15 protein-coding genes are annotated in these 17,111 nt (G+C 66.8%); 12 read left to right on the forward strand and 3 right to left on the reverse strand.

Going from position 1 to position 17,111, the window contains the following annotated elements; translation table 11 throughout:
* Positions 1-16: 16 nt before the first annotated feature.
* Positions 17-595 carry an NADPH-dependent F420 reductase gene (locus ABD882_RS18130; protein WP_345188875.1) on the reverse strand — a complete coding sequence of 193 codons (579 nt, stop codon included), beginning with the start codon at positions 593-595 and terminating at the stop codon, positions 17-19.
* An 84-nt stretch (positions 596-679) separates the two neighbouring features.
* Between ABD882_RS18130 and ABD882_RS18135 the strand changes: the two genes are divergently transcribed.
* Positions 680-1,243: a MarR family winged helix-turn-helix transcriptional regulator gene (locus ABD882_RS18135; protein ID WP_345188876.1), complete on the forward strand. Its 564-nt coding sequence runs from the start codon at positions 680-682 to the stop codon at positions 1,241-1,243.
* 105 nt (positions 1,244-1,348) lie between these two features.
* On the opposite strand, the gene ABD882_RS18140 is transcribed toward ABD882_RS18135, so the two are convergent.
* Positions 1,349-2,005: a GntR family transcriptional regulator gene (locus ABD882_RS18140; RefSeq protein WP_345188877.1), complete on the reverse strand. Its 657-nt coding sequence runs from the start codon at positions 2,003-2,005 to the stop codon at positions 1,349-1,351.
* A 166-nt stretch (positions 2,006-2,171) separates the two neighbouring features.
* Here ABD882_RS18140 and ABD882_RS18145 point away from each other — a divergent pair, with 166 nt between their 5' ends.
* Genes ABD882_RS18145 through ABD882_RS18180 form a run of 8 tightly spaced genes read left to right on the forward strand, consistent with a single transcriptional unit; the run spans position 2,172 to position 10,533 of the window.
* Positions 2,172-3,785: an ABC transporter substrate-binding protein gene (locus ABD882_RS18145; RefSeq protein ID WP_345188878.1), complete on the forward strand. Its 1,614-nt coding sequence runs from the start codon at positions 2,172-2,174 to the stop codon at positions 3,783-3,785.
* Positions 3,786-3,815: 30 nt separating this feature from the next.
* Positions 3,816-4,700 carry an ABC transporter permease gene (locus ABD882_RS18150; protein ID WP_345188880.1) on the forward strand — a complete coding sequence of 295 codons (885 nt, stop codon included), beginning with the start codon at positions 3,816-3,818 and terminating at the stop codon, positions 4,698-4,700.
* 3 nt (positions 4,701-4,703) lie between these two features.
* Positions 4,704-5,660, forward strand: coding sequence for an ABC transporter permease (locus tag ABD882_RS18155; protein ID WP_345188881.1), 957 nt, complete (start codon positions 4,704-4,706; stop codon positions 5,658-5,660).
* Positions 5,657-6,601 (forward strand): ABC transporter ATP-binding protein, encoded by a 945-nt coding sequence (locus ABD882_RS18160; RefSeq protein WP_345188882.1) that lies wholly within the window; start codon positions 5,657-5,659, stop codon positions 6,599-6,601. Before ABD882_RS18155 ends, ABD882_RS18160 begins: the two co-directional genes overlap by 4 nt.
* Positions 6,598-7,413, forward strand: coding sequence for an ATP-binding cassette domain-containing protein (locus tag ABD882_RS18165; protein WP_345188883.1), 816 nt, complete (start codon positions 6,598-6,600; stop codon positions 7,411-7,413). Before ABD882_RS18160 ends, ABD882_RS18165 begins: the two co-directional genes overlap by 4 nt.
* Complete coding sequence (locus ABD882_RS18170; RefSeq protein WP_345188884.1) at positions 7,410-8,849, forward strand: carboxylesterase family protein; 1,440 nt, start codon at positions 7,410-7,412, stop codon at positions 8,847-8,849. The genes ABD882_RS18165 and ABD882_RS18170 overlap by 4 nt, the downstream gene beginning before the upstream one ends.
* Complete coding sequence (locus ABD882_RS18175) at positions 8,846-10,219, forward strand: acyclic terpene utilization AtuA family protein (RefSeq protein ID WP_345188885.1); 1,374 nt, start codon at positions 8,846-8,848, stop codon at positions 10,217-10,219. Before ABD882_RS18170 ends, ABD882_RS18175 begins: the two co-directional genes overlap by 4 nt.
* The gene (locus ABD882_RS18180) at positions 10,216-10,533 is read left to right on the forward strand and encodes an AtuA-related protein (protein ID WP_345188886.1); all 318 of its coding nucleotides are present in this window, start codon (positions 10,216-10,218) and stop codon (positions 10,531-10,533) included. The genes ABD882_RS18175 and ABD882_RS18180 overlap by 4 nt, the downstream gene beginning before the upstream one ends.
* 24 nt (positions 10,534-10,557) lie before the next feature.
* On the opposite strand, the gene ABD882_RS18185 is transcribed toward ABD882_RS18180, so the two are convergent.
* Positions 10,558-11,445 (reverse strand): zinc-dependent alcohol dehydrogenase, encoded by an 888-nt coding sequence (locus ABD882_RS18185; protein ID WP_345188887.1) that lies wholly within the window; start codon positions 11,443-11,445, stop codon positions 10,558-10,560.
* Between ABD882_RS18185 and ABD882_RS18190 the strand changes: the two genes are divergently transcribed.
* The 3 genes from ABD882_RS18190 to ABD882_RS18200 all read left to right on the forward strand — a co-directional run bounded on the left by ABD882_RS18190 (position 11,332) and on the right by ABD882_RS18200 (position 17,100).
* A complete protein-coding gene (locus tag ABD882_RS18190) occupies positions 11,332-12,006 on the forward strand; it encodes a TetR/AcrR family transcriptional regulator (protein ID WP_345188888.1) in 675 nt (224 codons plus the stop codon). The two genes, ABD882_RS18185 and ABD882_RS18190, sit on opposite strands and share 114 nt — an antisense overlap.
* A gap of 155 nt (positions 12,007-12,161) precedes the next feature.
* Positions 12,162-15,017 (forward strand): immune inhibitor A domain-containing protein, encoded by a 2,856-nt coding sequence (locus ABD882_RS18195; protein ID WP_345188889.1) that lies wholly within the window; start codon positions 12,162-12,164, stop codon positions 15,015-15,017.
* A 154-nt stretch (positions 15,018-15,171) separates the two neighbouring features.
* A complete protein-coding gene (locus ABD882_RS18200) occupies positions 15,172-17,100 on the forward strand; it encodes a potassium transporter Kup (protein WP_345188890.1) in 1,929 nt (642 codons plus the stop codon).
* The last annotated feature ends 11 nt before the right edge of the window (positions 17,101-17,111 follow it).

A 17,111-nucleotide genomic window follows, 5' to 3' on the forward strand; every position in this document is an offset into this window, starting at 1 on the left:
TCTGCAAGAAGGGTGGTCAGAGGGTGACGGCGAAGCCGCCGGTCCAGCTGAACTTCTCCGCGGCGGCGAGTGTCAGCTGTAGGAATCCGAGCGCTTCGAGCTCGTGGGCGCGGGACAGGGATCCGGCGTCGATGGCAGAGACTCCGCCGGCCTTGACGGCGTTGGCGAGCAGCTCCTTGGCGGCTGCGTCATCGCCGGCGATCAGCACGGTCGTCGCGGCGTCGCCGATCTTCTTGCTGACGAGGGTTCCGGCGAAGGTCGTGTTGAACGCCTTCAGGACACGGGCACCCGGCAGCCGGGACTGGATCTCGGCGGCGGCCGAGCTGCCGGCGGGAACCGGGAGCGAGTCGAAGGTCTCGAAGTTCAGCGGGTTGGTGATGTCGACGATGATCTTGCCGTCGAGCTGGTCGCCGTAGGCGGCGATGATGCTGTCCACTGCCGGGTACGGAACAGCGAGCACGACGATCTCGCCTTCCAGCGGCGCAGCGCCGGTGTTGGCCTTGGGGATGTAGGAGACGCTGCTGCCACCGTCGGCGAACACTCCGCCGATCGCGTTTGCCATGTTGCCGGTGCCGATGATGCTGACCTGAGTCATGAGATTCTCCTTTTTGTTGTACCTACAACTGAGACTGTACACCAGATTTACTTGTAGATACAAACAACGACTATGATGAGTTTCATGAGCTCTCCGGTATTGCGGTACGACCAGCGCGTGGCGGTCGCGCGCCTGCACGCCCTGCTCGAGCTGCTGCCGACGGCGCTGGACAAAGAGCTCGCCCCTGCGGGCATCACCTCGTTCGAGTTCACGCTGCTGGAAGCACTGCACGAGGCGGACGGTCATCGGCTGCGCCTGAGCGCCCTCGCCTCCCGCACGAACGCGACCCTCGCCCGTCTGTCGCGCGTCGTGACCAGCCTCGAGCGCAAGGATCTGGTCATGCGCGCCCCGTGCGAGGAGGACGGCCGCGCCACGAATGCGATCCTCACCGACGCGGGGGAGACGGTCTTCGCCGAGAGCGCCGGTCTGTACGCGGATGCCGTCCGGCGGATGATCCTCGACGGTCTCGACGATGACGGTGTCGACCAGCTCGCCACCCTCTCTTACGCGATCCTGAGCAAGCTCGACCCGGAGCGTCGGCTCGCGGTCACGGCCACCGGTGCGGACTCAGCCGTGTGCGCCGCGGATCCGAGCGCGACCAGCGAGTCGGATCCGGAGTGCGCCGCGGATCCGGAGCGAACGCAGTAGCGAGGCGCCCGATTCTGTCGACCTCGTCCGTCAGTACAGGACAAGAGTGTCGTGGCGGGATCGTCTCTGATCATCCGCGAGACCACGGCGCCGCCGCCGGCGTGATCACGGACGCAGCATGCGCAACGGGTCGGGCGCTTCCGTCTCCTCGTACGCGAGCGCGAGTCGATCGCGAGCTGCGCGAAGATGCACCGTGATCAGCTGAGCGAGCGCCTCGGGATCGTCGGCGCGGATCGCGGCGATCATGAGCCGATGCTCGTCGTCGGCTGTCTGCCGACCTCCGAGCTGCTCGATGTTCTCCTGAGAATAGGGCTGGACGGCGCTCAGCAGACCATCGAGGATCGCTTCCGTGCGTGGACGCCCGATCATCCCGTACATGTGCCGGTGGAACTCGAAGTTGGCGCGCATCCATGCATCGGTGCCGGCGGCGCTGGACATGATCCCTTCGAGCTTCTCCAATGACGCGAGGTCACGCGGCCGGGACTCTGCGACGACAGACCGTGCGATCAGCGGCTCAAGGGCGAGGCGGAGATCGTAGATCTCCTCCAGATCGGCCCGCGACAGTGCGCGCACCGTCGCTCCTTCTCCCGGCTGCATGAGGACCAGTCCCTCGCTGGACAGGATGCGCAGCGCCTCGCGCACCGGGCTCCGGCTGACGCCGAACCGCTGCGCGAGATCCTCCTGAATCAGAGGCGTCCCTGGCGCGAAGACCTTCTCGCGTACTGCTCTGCGGATCAGTTCCGCGATCGCTTCCGGCGACATGGGACTCCTTTCGGTGCCGGGGTCCTCACTGTCGACGATTCCTGATTTGCGACGATCTGCAGTTCCGACTTGACGAGATCCTACCCCTTGGATGTACTGTATCCAATGTCGACGACGTATCCAATACCGTCGCAAGGCACCGATGCCAGATCTGACAGGAGAAGCAATGAAGTCTCACCTGAGTTCGTCCTCGGCGTTCCGGCGTCGAATCATGCCGATCGCCGCGGTCGCCCTGAGCGCCATCGCCCTGTCCGCCTGCTCCGGCGGGAGCGGGCAGACGGACCCCGCCGCGTCCGCCTCGGCGACACCCGCCTCGGGCGGGACGCTGACCGTGGCAGTGTCCGCGCTTCCCGCGATCATCGACCCCTACGCGACGACGCTTCAGGCGAACTGGATCATCGCCCGCAACGTATGCGAGCCGTTGTTCGACGTCGACACCGCCTTCAAGGTGAAGCCGGTGCTCGCGGAGAGCTCGACCTACGACTCGAAGCAGACGTACGTCATCAAACTGCGCAGCGGCGTGAGCTTCCAAGACGGGCAGCCGATGACGTCGAAAGACGTGATCGCGAGCCTGACCCGCTACGAGGAGACGCCCGGCAATGGGTCGATCCTCAAGGGCCTGCTGTCGGGCATCGACGAAACCGATGACACGACGGTGACTCTGCGCCTGAACTCGTCCAGTCTGCTGATTCCCACACTGCTGACGACGGCGTACATCATGCCCGCATCCGTCGTCGCCGGCCGTCCCGCGACTCAGGCTCTGGACAAGCTCGATTGCACGGGGCCGTACACCCTCGATTCGAACGTCGCGGGTCAGGAGATCACACTGAAGAAGTGGTCTGGATATCGCTCGCCCGATGGCGCATCCAGCGGCGGCACCGGTGCGAAGCACGCCTACCTGGACGAGATCATGTTCAAGCCGATGCCGACGAGTTCGACGCGCATGCAGGCCGTGACCACGGGCCTGGTCGATGTGGCCATGGGGACCCTCGACGACTACGCCACCGTCTCGACCAGCTCCACGGTGGCCGCGGGGCTGCTCGCCAAGCAGTCGAGCCCGACGATCGTGTTCAACAAGATCAGCGGCGTGATGGCGAATGTGAAGATGAGGCAGGCGTTTCTCGCTGCGCTCAACATGAGCGACATCATGTCTGCCGGCTTCGGCGATCCCGCCAATTTCGATGTCGACGGCAGCATCTTCACGAAAGACAACACGACCTGGCACACCGACGCTGGAACGAAGGGGCATTACAACGCGCCCGACCCGCAAAAGGTCAAGAAGCTGCTGAGTGAAGCGGGCTACAGCAACGAGAAGATCACCTGGTACACCACGCAGGACGACCCCACCTGGTACGGGCCGGCCGTTCCCGCCCAGCAGGAGCTGAAGAAGCTCGGCTTCAACATCGACCTCCAGGTCGTGGATCAGGCGACGATCATCGCGAAGCGCACCGACCCGACGAAGTACGACATCTTCTCCTCAGCGATTCCGACATACGCGGATCCGTTGCTGCTCCCCTATCTGCAGGACACCTTCCCAGGAGGGTGGTCGAGCGCCGAGAAGAGCGCCTTGTTGAAGACACTGTCGGTTTCTGCCAGTGAGTCAGAGCGCAAGGCGACATGGGACAAGCTGCAGGCCCTGATCTACACCGATGTGCCATTCCTCAAGTTCGGTACCGTGTCCGGCGGCACCGTCGTGTTCGCCAAAGATGTGCACTCCACAGACGGCGTCAAGAACGGCGGCAATCAGCTCTACTTCAACTACTGGAAGTCCGCCAAGTAAGGCCGGAAGGCGAGAAGGGAGCGAATCGAGATGTCGACGAGCACAGTTCCGGTGTCGGCCGCAGGCGCAACGGCAACGAAGGCACCGCCACGCGGTCTCTGGGCGCGGCTGATCCGACGCAGAGGAGCAGCCGCCGCCATCGTGATCCTCGCGGCGCTCGTGGTCGCGGCGGCCCTCGGTCCGCTCCTGGTCTCGGATCCCAACGCGTTCTCGGGAGCGGCTCGACTTAAGCCGCCTTCCGGCGAGCATTGGTTCGGGACGGACAACTATGGCCGCGATGTGTTCGCTCGCGTGGTCGTCGGCGCTCGGTCGTCGCTGGCGGTGGGCGTGATCAGCGGTCTTGGCGCCACCATCCTCGGCACAGTGATCGCCGTGCTGGCGAGCACGTATCGCTGGTTCGATCTTGTCGTGATGCGCGTCGTCGACGGCGTGATGTCGTTCCCCGTTCTCGTGCTCGCACTGGCGATGGTGGCGATCCTGGGTCCGGGCCTCATCACGGTGAACATCTGCCTGGTCATCGTGCTGTTCCCCGGCGTCACCCGGGTGGTGCGCAGCACGTCCCTCGTCGTCGCGGAACTGCCGATGATGGACGCGGCCCGCGCCGCAGGCGCAGGTCGAGGGAGGATCCTCTGGCGGTACGTGCTGCCGGCCTGCCTGACCCCGATCCTCGTGCAGGGCGCGATCGCCTTCACCGTCGCGATCCTGGTCGAATCCGCGCTGAGCTTCATCGGCGCGGGGCTGCCGCCGGACGTTCCGAGCTGGGGCGCCAGCCTGGCCGCGTCGCGCAGCTACCTGAGCACGGCGTGGTGGATGTGGGTGTTTCCCGGTGCGGCCCTCATCGGGACAGTGCTCGCGACCAATGTGCTGATCGATGACATCCGCGACCTCCTTGACCCCCGCATGACGGAGCGCTGAACCATGATCACCTATCTCGTGCAGCGTCTGCTGGCGCTCCTTCCCACCGTCCTGGTGCCGCTGATCCTCGTGTTCCTGCTGATCCGTCTGGCGCCGGGCGACCCCGCCGCGATCATCCTCGGAGATCAGGCGACCCCTGCGCAGGTCGCGGCACTGCGGCACCAGATGGGCCTCGATCAGGCACCGCTCGTGCAATTCGGCCGATTTCTGGGCGACATGGCCACCCTGCAGCTCGGCAAGAGCACCTTCCTGCAGCAGCCCGTCGCCCAGGTCATTCCGGGCTATGCAGCGGTGACCATCGAGATCAGCGTGCTCGCCCTGATCTGGGGACTCGTTCTCGGGATCGTTCTCGGCGCCGTGGCTGCGTTCGGTCGCCGTCGCCCCGAGGGGCGCGCGGCGAAGGCGCTCGGCATCCTCGGGATCTCGGTTCCGAACTACTTCCTCGCGCTGCTGCTGATCATCGTCTTCGCGGTCGGCCTGCGCTGGTTCGCGGTCGGAGGATACATCCCGCCGTCAGCCGGTTTCGTCCCGCATCTGCAATCCCTCATCCTGCCGTCGCTCGCTCTCGGGCTCGGAGAGGTCGGCTTCGTCAGCCGCATCACCCGGGGTTCACTTCTGGACGTGATCGGTGAGCCTTTCGTGGTCACCGCGCGATCGCTCGGCCTGGGAAGCTCGCGCATCGCACGCACGCACATCTCGCGGCTCGCTGCGCTCCCGCTGCTCACGGTCATCGGCCTGCTCGCAGCGAGTCTCATTTCCGGAAGCGTGGTGATCGAGAACATCTTCGGCATCCCTGGCATCGGGCAGCTCATGTTCAATGCGGTGTCCAACCGCGACTACAACCTCATCCAGGGGATCGTCCTGTTCAGCGGCACGGCCATCATCATCGTCAACCTGGTGATCGACGTGCTCTATGCGGTCGTCGATCCTCGAGTTCAGTATGGAGCGCAGTCACGATGACCGTCACAGACACCCCCGCGTTGCAGGTGCAGGACCTTTCCGTGTCCGCTCGCCGTCGTGGTCGGGCCTACCCTGCAGTTCGTCGCGTCGACTTCACCTTGGAGCGCTCGTCGAAGCTCGCCCTCGTCGGCGAGTCCGGGAGCGGGAAGTCGCTGACAGCTCTCGCGATCGCCGGCCTGCTCGCCGACAACCTGACCTGCTCCGGATCCGCGCGCTTCCATGGCGAGGAGCTCATCGGGATGGCACCCGGCCGGCGCCGTGAGCTCGCGGGAGACCGAATCGGCTTCGTGTTCCAGGAGCCGATGTCCGCACTGCACCCGGTGCTGCCGATCGGCGTGCAGCTGACGGAGGGACTGCGTGCGCACACGTCGCTCAGTCGTGCCGAGCGACGGGAGCGTGCCGTCGAGCTTCTCGATCTCGTCGGTCTGTCGAAGGCGCGCGACATCCTCGGCAATCGAATCGGCCAGCTCTCCGGAGGCATGCGGCAGCGGGTGATGATCGCGATGGCGATTTCCTGCGAGCCGGATCTGCTCATCGCGGACGAGCCGACAACCGCCTTGGATGTGACGCTGCAGCGCCAGGTCATCGAACTGCTGCGCGGGCTTCAGGAGCGGCTCGGGCTCTCGCTGCTGATGATCACCCATGACCTCGGGGTGGTATCGGAGACCTGCGAAGAAGTCGCCGTGATGTATGCGGGCGAGATCGTCGAACGCGGCCGCACGGCTCAGATCATGCGGACGCCCGGTCACGCCTACACCCGTGCGCTGCTCGATGCCTCGCCGCGTCTCGGTGACGTCAGGCGTCGGCTGCCGTCCATCGCGACCTCCGCGCCATGGCTCAAGGATACGCGTGAGCTGGACGCAGCAGGCACGCCGACCGACTTGCGCGAGGTGTCGCCAGGGCACTGGGTGCGAGACCTGCCCGAGGGAGTGGCCGCATGACCGCACTGCTTGAGATCGAGGGACTCGTCAAGGACTTCCGTGTCGGCCCGCCGTTGCGCAAGAGCACGTTCCATGCCGTCAAAGGCGTGTCCTTCCGGATCGAGGCGGGGTCGAGCTACGGCCTTGTGGGGGAGTCCGGATCCGGTAAGACGACGGTCGCGCGGATGGTCGCGCAGCTGAATTCTCCGACGACGGGAGCGATCCGATTCGACGGCCAGGACGTGACCCGGCTGAACGGTCGGGCTCTGCGGGCGTACCGACGCGACGTGCAGATGGTGTTCCAGGATCCGTATGGGGCACTCAATCCCCGCATGTCGGTGCTCGAGCTCATCAGCGAACCGTGGGAGATCCACGGCCTGCACAGCAGGGCCGACCGCCTTCGTCGTGCCGCGACCCTTCTCGACCAGGTCGGTCTCGCGCCGTCCGCTCTCGAGCGCAAACCCATCGAGTTCTCCGGCGGTCAGCGTCAGCGCATCATGATCGCTCGTGCTCTCGCGTTGGAACCCCGGCTCATCGTCGCCGATGAACCGGTCTCTGCCCTCGACGTCTCCGTGCAAGCGCAGGTGCTCAACCTCATGAAGGATCTGCAGGACGAACTGGGATTGACGTATCTGTTCATCTCGCATGACCTCTCGGTCGTCGAGTTCCTGTGCGACCGTGTCGGGGTGATGCTGCGCGGCGATCTCGTCGAGGAAGGGGACTGCGACTCGATCTACCGATCGCCCCGCACCGAGTACACGAAGGACCTGCTCCGCGCGATCCCGCCGTTGCCGGACGTCGTGCAACGCGACCTCGAGGAGGATCGGGCATGAGCACGCGCCTGATCGCGACGACGGACGGCCCGGTCCTTGGCCGTTCGCTGGGGCGGACCACCGCCTATCTCGGACTGCCGTTCAGCGCCCCGCCCCTGGGCGATCTGCGATTCGCTGCGCCCCGGCCCCATCTGGGCTGGGCGGAGCCTCTCGCCGCCGACGCGTTCGGCGCATCACCGGTGCAACCCGAGACTCCCCTCGTCGACGGCCTGCCTCTGTCCGAGGACTGCCTCACGCTCAACGTCTGGGTGCCGGAGGGCGCGGCAGACGCGGACGTGCTGTTCTGGGTGTACGGAGGCGGGTTCGAGGGCGGGTCGTCGGCCCTGCCGATCTTCGACGGCGCACGCCTCGCGGCGGAACAGAGAATGATCGTGGTGTCCGCGAACCACAGGACGGGGGCGCTGGGCTTCGCGACGCTCATCGATCATGGGCTGCCCGAGGCTTCGAATCTTGGACTGAGGGATGTGATCGCGGCGCTCCGGTGGGTGCGGCGGAACGCGGCCGCGTTCGGAGGGGATCCTGACCGTGTCACGGTCATGGGCCAGAGCTCCGGAGCATTCCTCGCTGCGGCGCTGCTCGCCGCTCCCGCCGCAGCGGGGCTTTTCCAGGGTCTTGTCCTCATCTCGGGCGGGGCCTCGAGGATCGTGCCGCTCATGCAGGCACGCCGTCACGCAGCGCAGTTCGTCGCGGCAGCCGGGATCCCGGAAGACGACGCCCTGGTCCGGTTGCACGAGCTCTCTGGAGCGGAGATCCTCGCAGCTCAGCGCGTGGTCGGATCGCGCGAGATCGGCAGGCGGAACGCTCCTGTGCCGGATTCGTTCGGGGTCGTTCTCGACGTCGACGCCCCTCATCCCGTGCTCACCGCGCATCCGCTACAGGCGATCGCCGACGGGCAGGCGCGGGATATCCCGCTGCTGTTCGTCGTGGCAGGTGCCGAAGTCGCGAGCCTGCGCGGAGCGGATGAGGAGTTCTCCCCGAAGGATGTCGCGCAGATCGTCGCCGAACTCGGTGCGTGGGGCGTGCCGGATCCTGCCGAGGTGGTGGCGGCTTACGCGACCGCGGATCTCGCGGTGACCCGGGAGAGAATCCTCACCGACTACATCTACCGGCTTCCCGCAGCGCGCGCGGCCATCGGCCAGAACGCCGCGGGCGGGAGATCCTGGGTCGCGCAGGTGGATCGGCCCGACGACAGTCCGGCCGACCACAACCTGCCTGCACGGCTGCTTTTCGGCAACGTGCCCGACGGCAGCCCAGAGGCGGGACTGAGTGGGCGTCTGCGCCAGATGATCGGTGCGTTCATCCGTGAGGGATCGCTGCCCTGGGCTCGATTCGAGGGCCCGCGTTCCGAGGTGATGCACCTCGGCGGCTCATGCCGAACCGTCTCCGCGTCGTTCTCAGGGATCCTCGATCACTGGAAAGGAACTCCCCGGCCATGATCATCTCAGAGCAGCGTCGTCCGGCCCCGCCGGTGGGATCCGGCATGTTCCGCATCGGCGTCGGGGCGGGGTTCGCCGGAGATCGGGTGCAGCCTGCCGATGATCTGGCCCGGTACGGCGGACTGGACGCCATGGCGTTCGAGTGCCTCGCGGAACGCACCATCGGTGTGGCGCAGCAGTCGCACAAGGAGGGCACGGGATCGGGCTTCGATTCCCGGATCCTGCGGCGATTCGCAGGCACATTCCCGCATCTGCTGCCGGTCGGTGCCGTTGTGACGACCAACGCCGGTGCCGCTGATCCGATCGGCGCCGCCGAGGCGACGCGCGCACTCTGCGACGACATCGGCCTGGACCCCGTCATCGCCGCGGTCACCGGAGACGACGTGCTGGCGGCACTCGATCTGCGGGGAGCTCGGATCCTGGGCACGGATGACACGCTGTGGGACATCCGCGATCGCGTGGTCTCCGCGAACGCCTATATCGGGGCCGAGCCGTTGGTGGAGGCGCTCGATGCGGGAGCGCAGGTGGTCATCGCCGGGCGCTGTTCGGACGCGGCCCTGTTCGTCGCTCCGCTGGTGCACCGTTTCGGCTGGGCGTTCGACGACCTGGGCGCGATCGCGCGGGCGAGCCTCGTCGGGCATCTCCTCGAGTGCGCCGGACAGCTCACCGGAGGATACTTCGCCGACGCCGGCCGCAAGCGAGTGGACAGGCTCTGGGATCTGGGCTTTCCGATGGCCGATGTGCGATCAGACGGGTCCGCGACGTACTCCAAGCTGCCGGACACCGGTGGGATGATCGATCGGAGAACCGTGTTGGAGCAGCTGCTCTATGAGATCGACGACCCGGCGTCCTACAAGACCCCCGACGTCACGATCGACTTCAGTCACGTCCGCATTCGCTCCGAAGCTGATTCGGCAGTCACCGTCGAAGGCGCCCGCCACGCGGGCAAGCCGGAACAGCTGAAGGTCAGCGTCGGCGTCCGCGACGGCCACCTCGCGGTCGCGGAGATCTCGTACTCCGGTGCGGGCTGCGTGGCCAGGGCCGAGATGGCGGCCGAGATTGTGCACGAGCGCTGGAGTCACATTCACGGCCTCGATCCGGATCTGCTGTCGGTCGGCTACATCGGAGTCGACGCGACGCGGCCGTGGTGGCCGTATGCGGACAGGACGCCGTCCGAAGTGCGTCTGCGGATCTCCGCGCGTACGTTCGACCGCACTGTTGCGACCGTCTTGTGCGACGAGGTCGAAGCTCTCTACACGAACGGGCCGTATGGCGGGGGAGGCGTGACCACCTCGATCCGAGAGACGCTCGGGATCGTGTCGACGATGATCGATCGCGCAGCCGTGACCACGAAGGTGACGATGAGATGAGCAGGCGCACGCTTCACGACATCGCCCATGCGCGCGCGGGGGACAAAGGCGACAGTTCGATTCTGTTCGTGGCGCCGTTCGATGAGAGTGACTTCGGCTTGCTGCGAGGTGTCGTCACGAGTGGCGCGCTGGCCGCACACTTCCAGATCCGTGACGTCGAGGGCATCACCGTCCGCTCCCTGGACGCTTTGAGCGCGCTGTCGATCGTCATCCCGCATCGACTGGACGGCGGCGTGACGCGATCGGCGACCGCGGATCCCCATGGCAAGACTCTCTCCGGTCATCTTCTCGCGTTGCCGCTCCGCAGCACCTGAACTCCGCGCGGCGCGGTGCTCGCCTCAGTTGTAGGTGATGACGACTTTGTCCGCAGCCCCGGGAGTCGACGCAAGCCGGATGGCGTCCTCGGCATGATCGAAGGGCACGACGTCGCTCACGATGTGCTGGTATTTCTCCCAGTCGGTGATGATCGAGTCGGTGACTTCGAAGATCTCCGTGGGATATCCCATGGACATCCGGATGTCGACCTCGGTCGTGAGGATCTCCTGGAGGTCCAGCTCGACGGGGTTCTTGTGCACGGCGACGATCGTGAGCACGCCGCGGTGGCGGATCGCGGCCAGCGCGGTCGCGATGACGCTCGGGATCCCTGCCGCGTCGATGTAGACGTCGGTCGCCGGGCGCGCCGGTCCACGCATGAAACCGGGTGCTTCTCCGTGGAGCTGGATGAGGCGCTCGATCACGTTCTCCTCCGCGGAGTGGATCACGGCGTCGGCCCCGACTAGGAGCGTCTTCTCCAGCCGGCGCGGAAGGATGTCGATGACCACGACGTGGGCGGCGCCCTTCGATTTCAGGGCGATGGCCGCGCCGAGCCCGATGGGGCCGGCACCGAAGACGACCGCTCGAGTGCCCTCGCGGGCACCGGAGCGGTTGACCCCGTGATAGGCGACCGCCATCGGCTCGTTCAACGCGGCGACATGCCACGGCACCTCGGCGGGGATCACGCGGAAGTGCACGCCGGCCCGAGCCTCCCTGAGCACGATGTATTCCGAGAGGGCGCCCTGCGCACCGCCGTTGCCGATGATTCCATCAGAAGAGGACATGGGGTTGATGACGACGTGGTCACCGATCGCGACATCCGTGACGTCGGCGCCGATCTCGACCACCTCGCCCGCCGGCTCGTGACCGAGCGGCGTGTGGGACTGGCGCGGGGGGATGCCGCCGATGTGCACGTAGAAGACATCGGAGCCGCAGATTCCGCAGGCGCGGATGCGCACGAGGACGTCGGGTTCGACGAGATCACCGTGACCGAGCTCGCCACGGAGATGGGCATCTCACGCGCCACGTTCTTCCGCTACTTCATTGCCAAGGAGGACATCGTCCTCTTCTCACTCGCGCGCCTCGATGTCGACTTCGAGCCGCCTTCTGACGCGTCGGAACGCCACTCCGTCGACGACGTCTGGCTCCTCGTGCGACGCATGTTCGAGCCTGTCATCGAGCTGGCCGAGGAGTCGCCCCATTCGCTGCGACTCAGATTCGAGGTCGTGGCGCGAACGCCCGCGGTGCAGTCGCGACTCGCCAGCGTGCGTCTGAGGCGCGTGGACGAGCTCGCAGCGATCCTCACGGACGTGCTCGACGACGAATTCACGGCGAGAATCTTCGCCGTATCCGCCGTCGCGGTCTTCGGCGAGTGTCTGCAGACTTCCCGAGCGATTCGGATCGAAACCGGAGGGACGGGATCGACGAACTTGGTCTGCTTCGACGCCCTCGCCCTGGTGCGCGCCTCGGCCTGAGTCCTGAGGCCGGAAGAAGAAAGTTCTCCACATTCAGCAGATCCTGTTCCCATGCATAGGGGTTTCACGGTAAAGGTTGTACTTGTGCGCCTGACCGGTGCACGACATCCGCACCGCCGCGGGAACCCTCGCGGCGATGCCTGGAGGGAGAAGCAATGTCTGAACACACTGCTCGCACACGGAGGAAAGCCGTCGCGACGGCGTCCGCCTTCGTGATCGCGGCCGCCGGAGTGGCGACGTTCGGGGCGGTGCCCGCGTCCGCGGCGCCTGCGCCTGCCGCACCGCCGAGCGCGGCGTCATCAACCGCGGCGAACACCGCGGCATCGACCGGCGCCGCGGCGAAGACCGGCATCGACGACCACTACATCAACTACGTGGCGCCCCGGGCCGAGGCGTTCACCGACGCGTCCGACGACACCGCCGTCGCTGACGTGAACGGGAACGCCCGGCGCTCGATCAGCAGTGCGGCGTTCGAGCGCGCCAAGCAGAACGACCAGAAGCACGCGCAGGGCAACCCCCAGGCGGCGCACCAGCTCGCGGTCACCGAGGCGAAGGCGGTCAAGACCGGCAAGAGCCCGAAGAACCTGAAGAAGTCCAAGACCACGCAGCAGGCGAAGCTGCTCACGATCCTGGTCGAGTTCGACGGCACCGAGGACTTCTCGAACCTGCAGGTCCCCACCGCGTTCGGCGCGACGGACTGCAAGCCGGGCGACGTGCAGGGTCCGACGCTGCACAACGGGATCCCGGATCCTGCCACCGCCGCCCACAAGGACAACAACACGATGTGGGTGCCCGACTTCTCCAGCGACTTCTACAACAAGATGCTGTTCTCCGACAAGGGCATCACGGATCGGGTGCGCACCGATCTGACGGGTCTGGACGGCAAGCCGGGCTTCGACATCTCCGGCAACACCATGAAGAACATGTACGAGGAGATGTCCCGCGGCGCGTACACCCTCACCGGCGCGGCGACGGCGTGGGTCACCGTGCCGCACTCCGAGGCCTACTACGGCGCCACGGTCTGCCACCTCAACTCCGAGACGGGCCAGTACGAGGCGGGCCCCATGCAGGACATGCAGGGCCACCCGGACAACCCGCTCGGCCCTGGTCAGCTCCCGATCGACGCGGTCGCGTCGCTCGCGCAGCAGAACCCCGACTTCCCGTGGGCCGACTACGACATCGAAGACCAGGGCGACCGCGACGGCGACGGCAACGTGAACGAGCCCGACGGCATCATCGACCACGTCGTGCTGGTGCACGCCGGTGAGGACAAGTCGGGCGGCGGCGGCAAGGAGGGCACCTACGCGATCTGGGCGCACTCGTCCGACGTCGCGGGCGGCGCCGCCATCCCCGGCACCGACTTCAAGGTCCAGAACTACATCGTGCAGCCGGAGAACTCGGGCGTCGGTGTGTTCGCGCACGAGTACGGGCACGACCTCGGCCTGCCGGATCTGTACGACACGTCGAATGCGGGCAATTCCGACATCGACTTCTGGGATCTGATGAGCTCGGGATCGCACTCCGGCCCGATCTTCCAGTCGCAGCCGACGCACATGGGCATCTGGGACAAGTGGGTGCTCGGCTGGGTCGACCCGCAGGTGGTGAACCCCGGCGACGGCACCCAGATGATCAAGGTCGGCCAGAGCTCCCGGCCCAAGAAGGGCACGCAGGACGGCATCAAGGTCAACCTGCCGGACAAGACGATCGTGCTCGCCCAGCCGCACAGCGGATCCGAGATGTGGTATTCGAACGCCGACCAGAATTGGGCGGATGCGCGGCTGACCCGCTCGATCGACAACGTCCCGGCCTCGGCGACCTTCTCGATGTGGGACAACTACGTGATCGAGCAGGACTGGGACTTCGGCTTCGTCGAGGTGTCCACCGACGGCGGATCCACCTGGGCCGAGCAGAAGGTCTACGACGACTCCGGTGCGCTGGTGTCGACCGATGACGGCTACAGCGATCCGAACGGCCGGATGAAGGACTTCGGCGGCAAGAAGTACGGCCTGACCGGGTCGACCGACGGCTGGCGTCACGATCACGTCGACCTGTCGGCCTACGCCGGACAGAACATCCAGATCCGCCTGCGTCAGGCGACCGATGCGGCGTTCGAGGAGCGCGGCTGGTTCTCCGACGACTTCGCGCTCACCAGTGGCGGAACCGACGTCTGGACCGACGACGTCGAGTCCGGCGACAACGGCTGGACCGCCACGGACTCGACGTTCACCGACACCACGGGCGCCGGCTGGACCCGTGACACGGGCACGCAGATCAAGGCGCAGTACTACCTGGTCGAGTGGCGCAACTTCGACGGCTTCGACAACGGCCTCAAGTACGGCTACAACAGCGTGTACAGCGACGGCGGCTGGAAGGTCGAGAAGGTCGCCTACAACGCGCCGGGCGCACTCGTCTGGTACCGCGACACCACGTACGGCAACTCGAACCAGGTCACCACGAACCTGACGAGCCTGCCCAGCTACGGGGCGAAGGGCGGCCTGCTCCTGGTGGACAGCCACTTCGACCCGCTGCGCCGCACCGGCGCCGCGGCCGAGGCGGATCCGTCGCTGCTGAAGAACCTGCCCGGGCGTGCGCAGTCGTCCAACGCGGCGTTCGGCCTGCAGGCGACGTACCCGTTCACCGAGTGCATCGCCGACGCGGCCTTCACCGAGTACTGCACCGACATCCCCGCACTGGCGCCGGTGAGCACGTTCACCGACGATCAGGGCTGGGTGGCCGGACTCGAGGTCCGCAACGGGCAGCTGTACAACCGGCTGCGCGATGCCTCGACGGTCGTGCCCTCGGTCGGCGACGCGCCGTACAGCACGCGCGTGGTCAACCCGGACGGCACTCCGGCGACCGACCTGTACGGCCTCGACCTCGGGTTCACGATCCTCGGCACAGGCAACCCCGCCGACGCCGGGGTGGGCTACGGCACCGTGATCACCGTGAAGAAGTCGATGCAGGACAACACGGCCGCGCTCATCTCCGTGACGGCTCCGCGCAAGGGCTGATCGGATCCCGCAACGCCGGTCCTCGACGCAGGTCGGGGGCCGGTGTTGCGGCGTCCTCAGGGCGTGAGGATCCTGCGAGGCCGCGCCGACACGCCCCGTGAGGATTCCGTGAGGAGCGCCCGATCTCGCGCGTTCCGGGCCCTAGGCTTCGGGTGTGAACAGCCTCGCGGCCGTCGTGCCGACCACCGGACGCAGCCCCCTCAGGCTGGCCCTCATCATCGGCGCCCTCGGCGTCGTCTTCGGCGATATCGGCACGAGTCCGATCTACACGCTGCAGACGGTGTTCGACCCGAACGATCCGCATCCGGTGCCGCTCACGACCGAGAACCTGTACGGGGTCGTCTCGCTCATCGTGTGGTCGGTCATCCTGATCGTCACGATCACCTACGTGCTGCTCGCGATGCGGATGGACAACGACGGCGAGGGCGGCATCATGGCGCTGCTGACCCTGCTGCGCCGCTGGGCGCCGAAGGGGCGCACCCGGACGGTGGCCCTGCTCTCGGGCCTCGCCGTGCTGGGCGCGGCGCTCTTCCTCGGCGACAGCATGATCACCCCGGCGATCTCGGTGCTCTCCGCGGTCGAGGGCCTCAAGGTGATCAATCCGGATCTGGCCGAATGGGTGGTGCCGATCACCGCCACGATCCTGCTGATCCTCTTCCTCATCCAGAAGCTGGGCAGCTCCGTCGTCGGACGCCTGTTCGGTCCGATCATGGTGATCTGGTTCGTGGTGGTCGGCGTGCTCGGCATCGGCGGGATCCTGCACGACCCGCAGATCCTGCTGGCGCTGCTGCCCACGTACGCGATCGGCTTCATGGTCGGCCACTTCAACATCGCGTTCTTCGCGCTCGCCGCGGTCGTGCTGTCGGTCACCGGCGCCGAGGCGCTGTACGCCGACATGGGGCACTTCGGTCGCCGGCCGATCTCGCTCGCGTGGCTCTTCATCGTCTTCCCCGCCTGCGCCCTCACCTACCTCGGTCAGGGCGCGCTGCTGCTGCAGGACAAGGCCAACATGTCGGCGCCGTTCTTCCTGCTGGCGCCGGAATGGGGGCGGATCGGGCTGGTCGTGCTGGCCACGGCGGCGACGGTGATCGCGTCGCAGGCGGTCATCTCCGGCGCGTTCTCCGTGGCGGCGCAGGCGGCAGGCCTCGGCTACCTGCCGCGGCTGCGGGTGACGCACACGTCGTCCGAGTCGCACGGGCAGGTCTACGTGCCGTGGATCAACTGGCTGCTGATGGTGTCCGTGATCACCCTCGTGTTCGCGTTCCGCAGTTCGGCCTCGCTCGCTTTCGCGTACGGCATGGCGGTCACCGGAACCATCACGATCACCACGATCCTGTTCTTCTACCTCGCCCGGCGGCGCTGGAAGACCCCCGGCTGGATCCTCGGGATCGGCGCCGCGGTGCTGCTCACCGTGGATCTGCTCTTCCTCGCGGTGAACCTGACCAAGTTCGTGCACGGCGCGTGGCTGCCCCTCGCGATCGGGCTGGCGGCGTTCATCGTCATGACGACCTGGCAGCGCGGGCGACAGCTCATCACCGCGCGCCGCAGCGAGGCGGAGGGGTCGCTCGCGGACTTCGTGCGCACGCTGCGGACGAACCCGAAGCTCGTGGACCGGGTGCCGGGCACCGCGATCTTCCTGAACCCCGGCGGAACCACGACGCCGCTCGCGCTGCGCGCCAACGTCGAGCACAACCATGTGCGTCACGCGCGCGTGATCATCCTGTCGGTCGACATCCAGAACATCCCGCGCTTCCCGGCGGCCAGGCGCTGCACGGTCGACGACCTGGGGGATCCGACTGACGGGATCCTGTACATCTCGGCGCGCTTCGGCTACGCGGAGAAGCCGGATCTGCCGCGCGCGCTGCGCACCATCCCGCCGGAGAAGACACAGGGCTTCATCGATCTGGACAAGGCCACGTACTTCCTATCGAAGATCGAGCTGCGCGAGGGACGCAGAGGCGGCATGGCGCTCTGGCGCAAGCGCCTGTTCCTCGCCGCCTCGCACATCACGACCGACGCGAGCGACCACTTCGGCCTCCCGCGCGACCGCGTGATCGTGATGGGGTCGCAGATCGAGCTCTGAGCGGCGGGCGA

Source organism: Microbacterium panaciterrae, from assembly GCF_039541635.1.
Lineage (GTDB): Bacteria > Actinomycetota > Actinomycetes > Actinomycetales > Microbacteriaceae > Microbacterium > Microbacterium panaciterrae.

Bases quoted from the DNA above. Each gene is read 5' to 3' on its own strand.
- ABD882_RS18175 (WP_345188885.1), top strand. From the start codon at position 8,846: ATGATCATCTCAGAGCAGCGTCGTCCGGCCCCGCCGGTGGGATCCGGC.
- ABD882_RS18170 (WP_345188884.1), top strand. From the start codon at position 7,410: ATGAGCACGCGCCTGATCGCGACGACGGACGGCCCGGTCCTTGGCCGT.
- ABD882_RS18140 (WP_345188877.1), bottom strand. From the start codon at position 2,005: ATGTCGCCGGAAGCGATCGCGGAACTGATCCGCAGAGCAGTACGCGAG.
- ABD882_RS18180 (WP_345188886.1), top strand. From the start codon at position 10,216: ATGAGCAGGCGCACGCTTCACGACATCGCCCATGCGCGCGCGGGGGAC.
- ABD882_RS18160 (WP_345188882.1), top strand. From the start codon at position 5,657: ATGACCGTCACAGACACCCCCGCGTTGCAGGTGCAGGACCTTTCCGTG.
- ABD882_RS18150 (WP_345188880.1), top strand. From the start codon at position 3,816: ATGTCGACGAGCACAGTTCCGGTGTCGGCCGCAGGCGCAACGGCAACG.
- ABD882_RS18195 (WP_345188889.1), top strand. From the start codon at position 12,162: ATGTCTGAACACACTGCTCGCACACGGAGGAAAGCCGTCGCGACGGCG.
- ABD882_RS18130 (WP_345188875.1), bottom strand. From the start codon at position 595: ATGACTCAGGTCAGCATCATCGGCACCGGCAACATGGCAAACGCGATC.
- ABD882_RS18135 (WP_345188876.1), top strand. From the start codon at position 680: ATGAGCTCTCCGGTATTGCGGTACGACCAGCGCGTGGCGGTCGCGCGC.
- ABD882_RS18165 (WP_345188883.1), top strand. From the start codon at position 6,598: ATGACCGCACTGCTTGAGATCGAGGGACTCGTCAAGGACTTCCGTGTC.
- ABD882_RS18145 (WP_345188878.1), top strand. From the start codon at position 2,172: ATGAAGTCTCACCTGAGTTCGTCCTCGGCGTTCCGGCGTCGAATCATG.
- ABD882_RS18155 (WP_345188881.1), top strand. From the start codon at position 4,704: ATGATCACCTATCTCGTGCAGCGTCTGCTGGCGCTCCTTCCCACCGTC.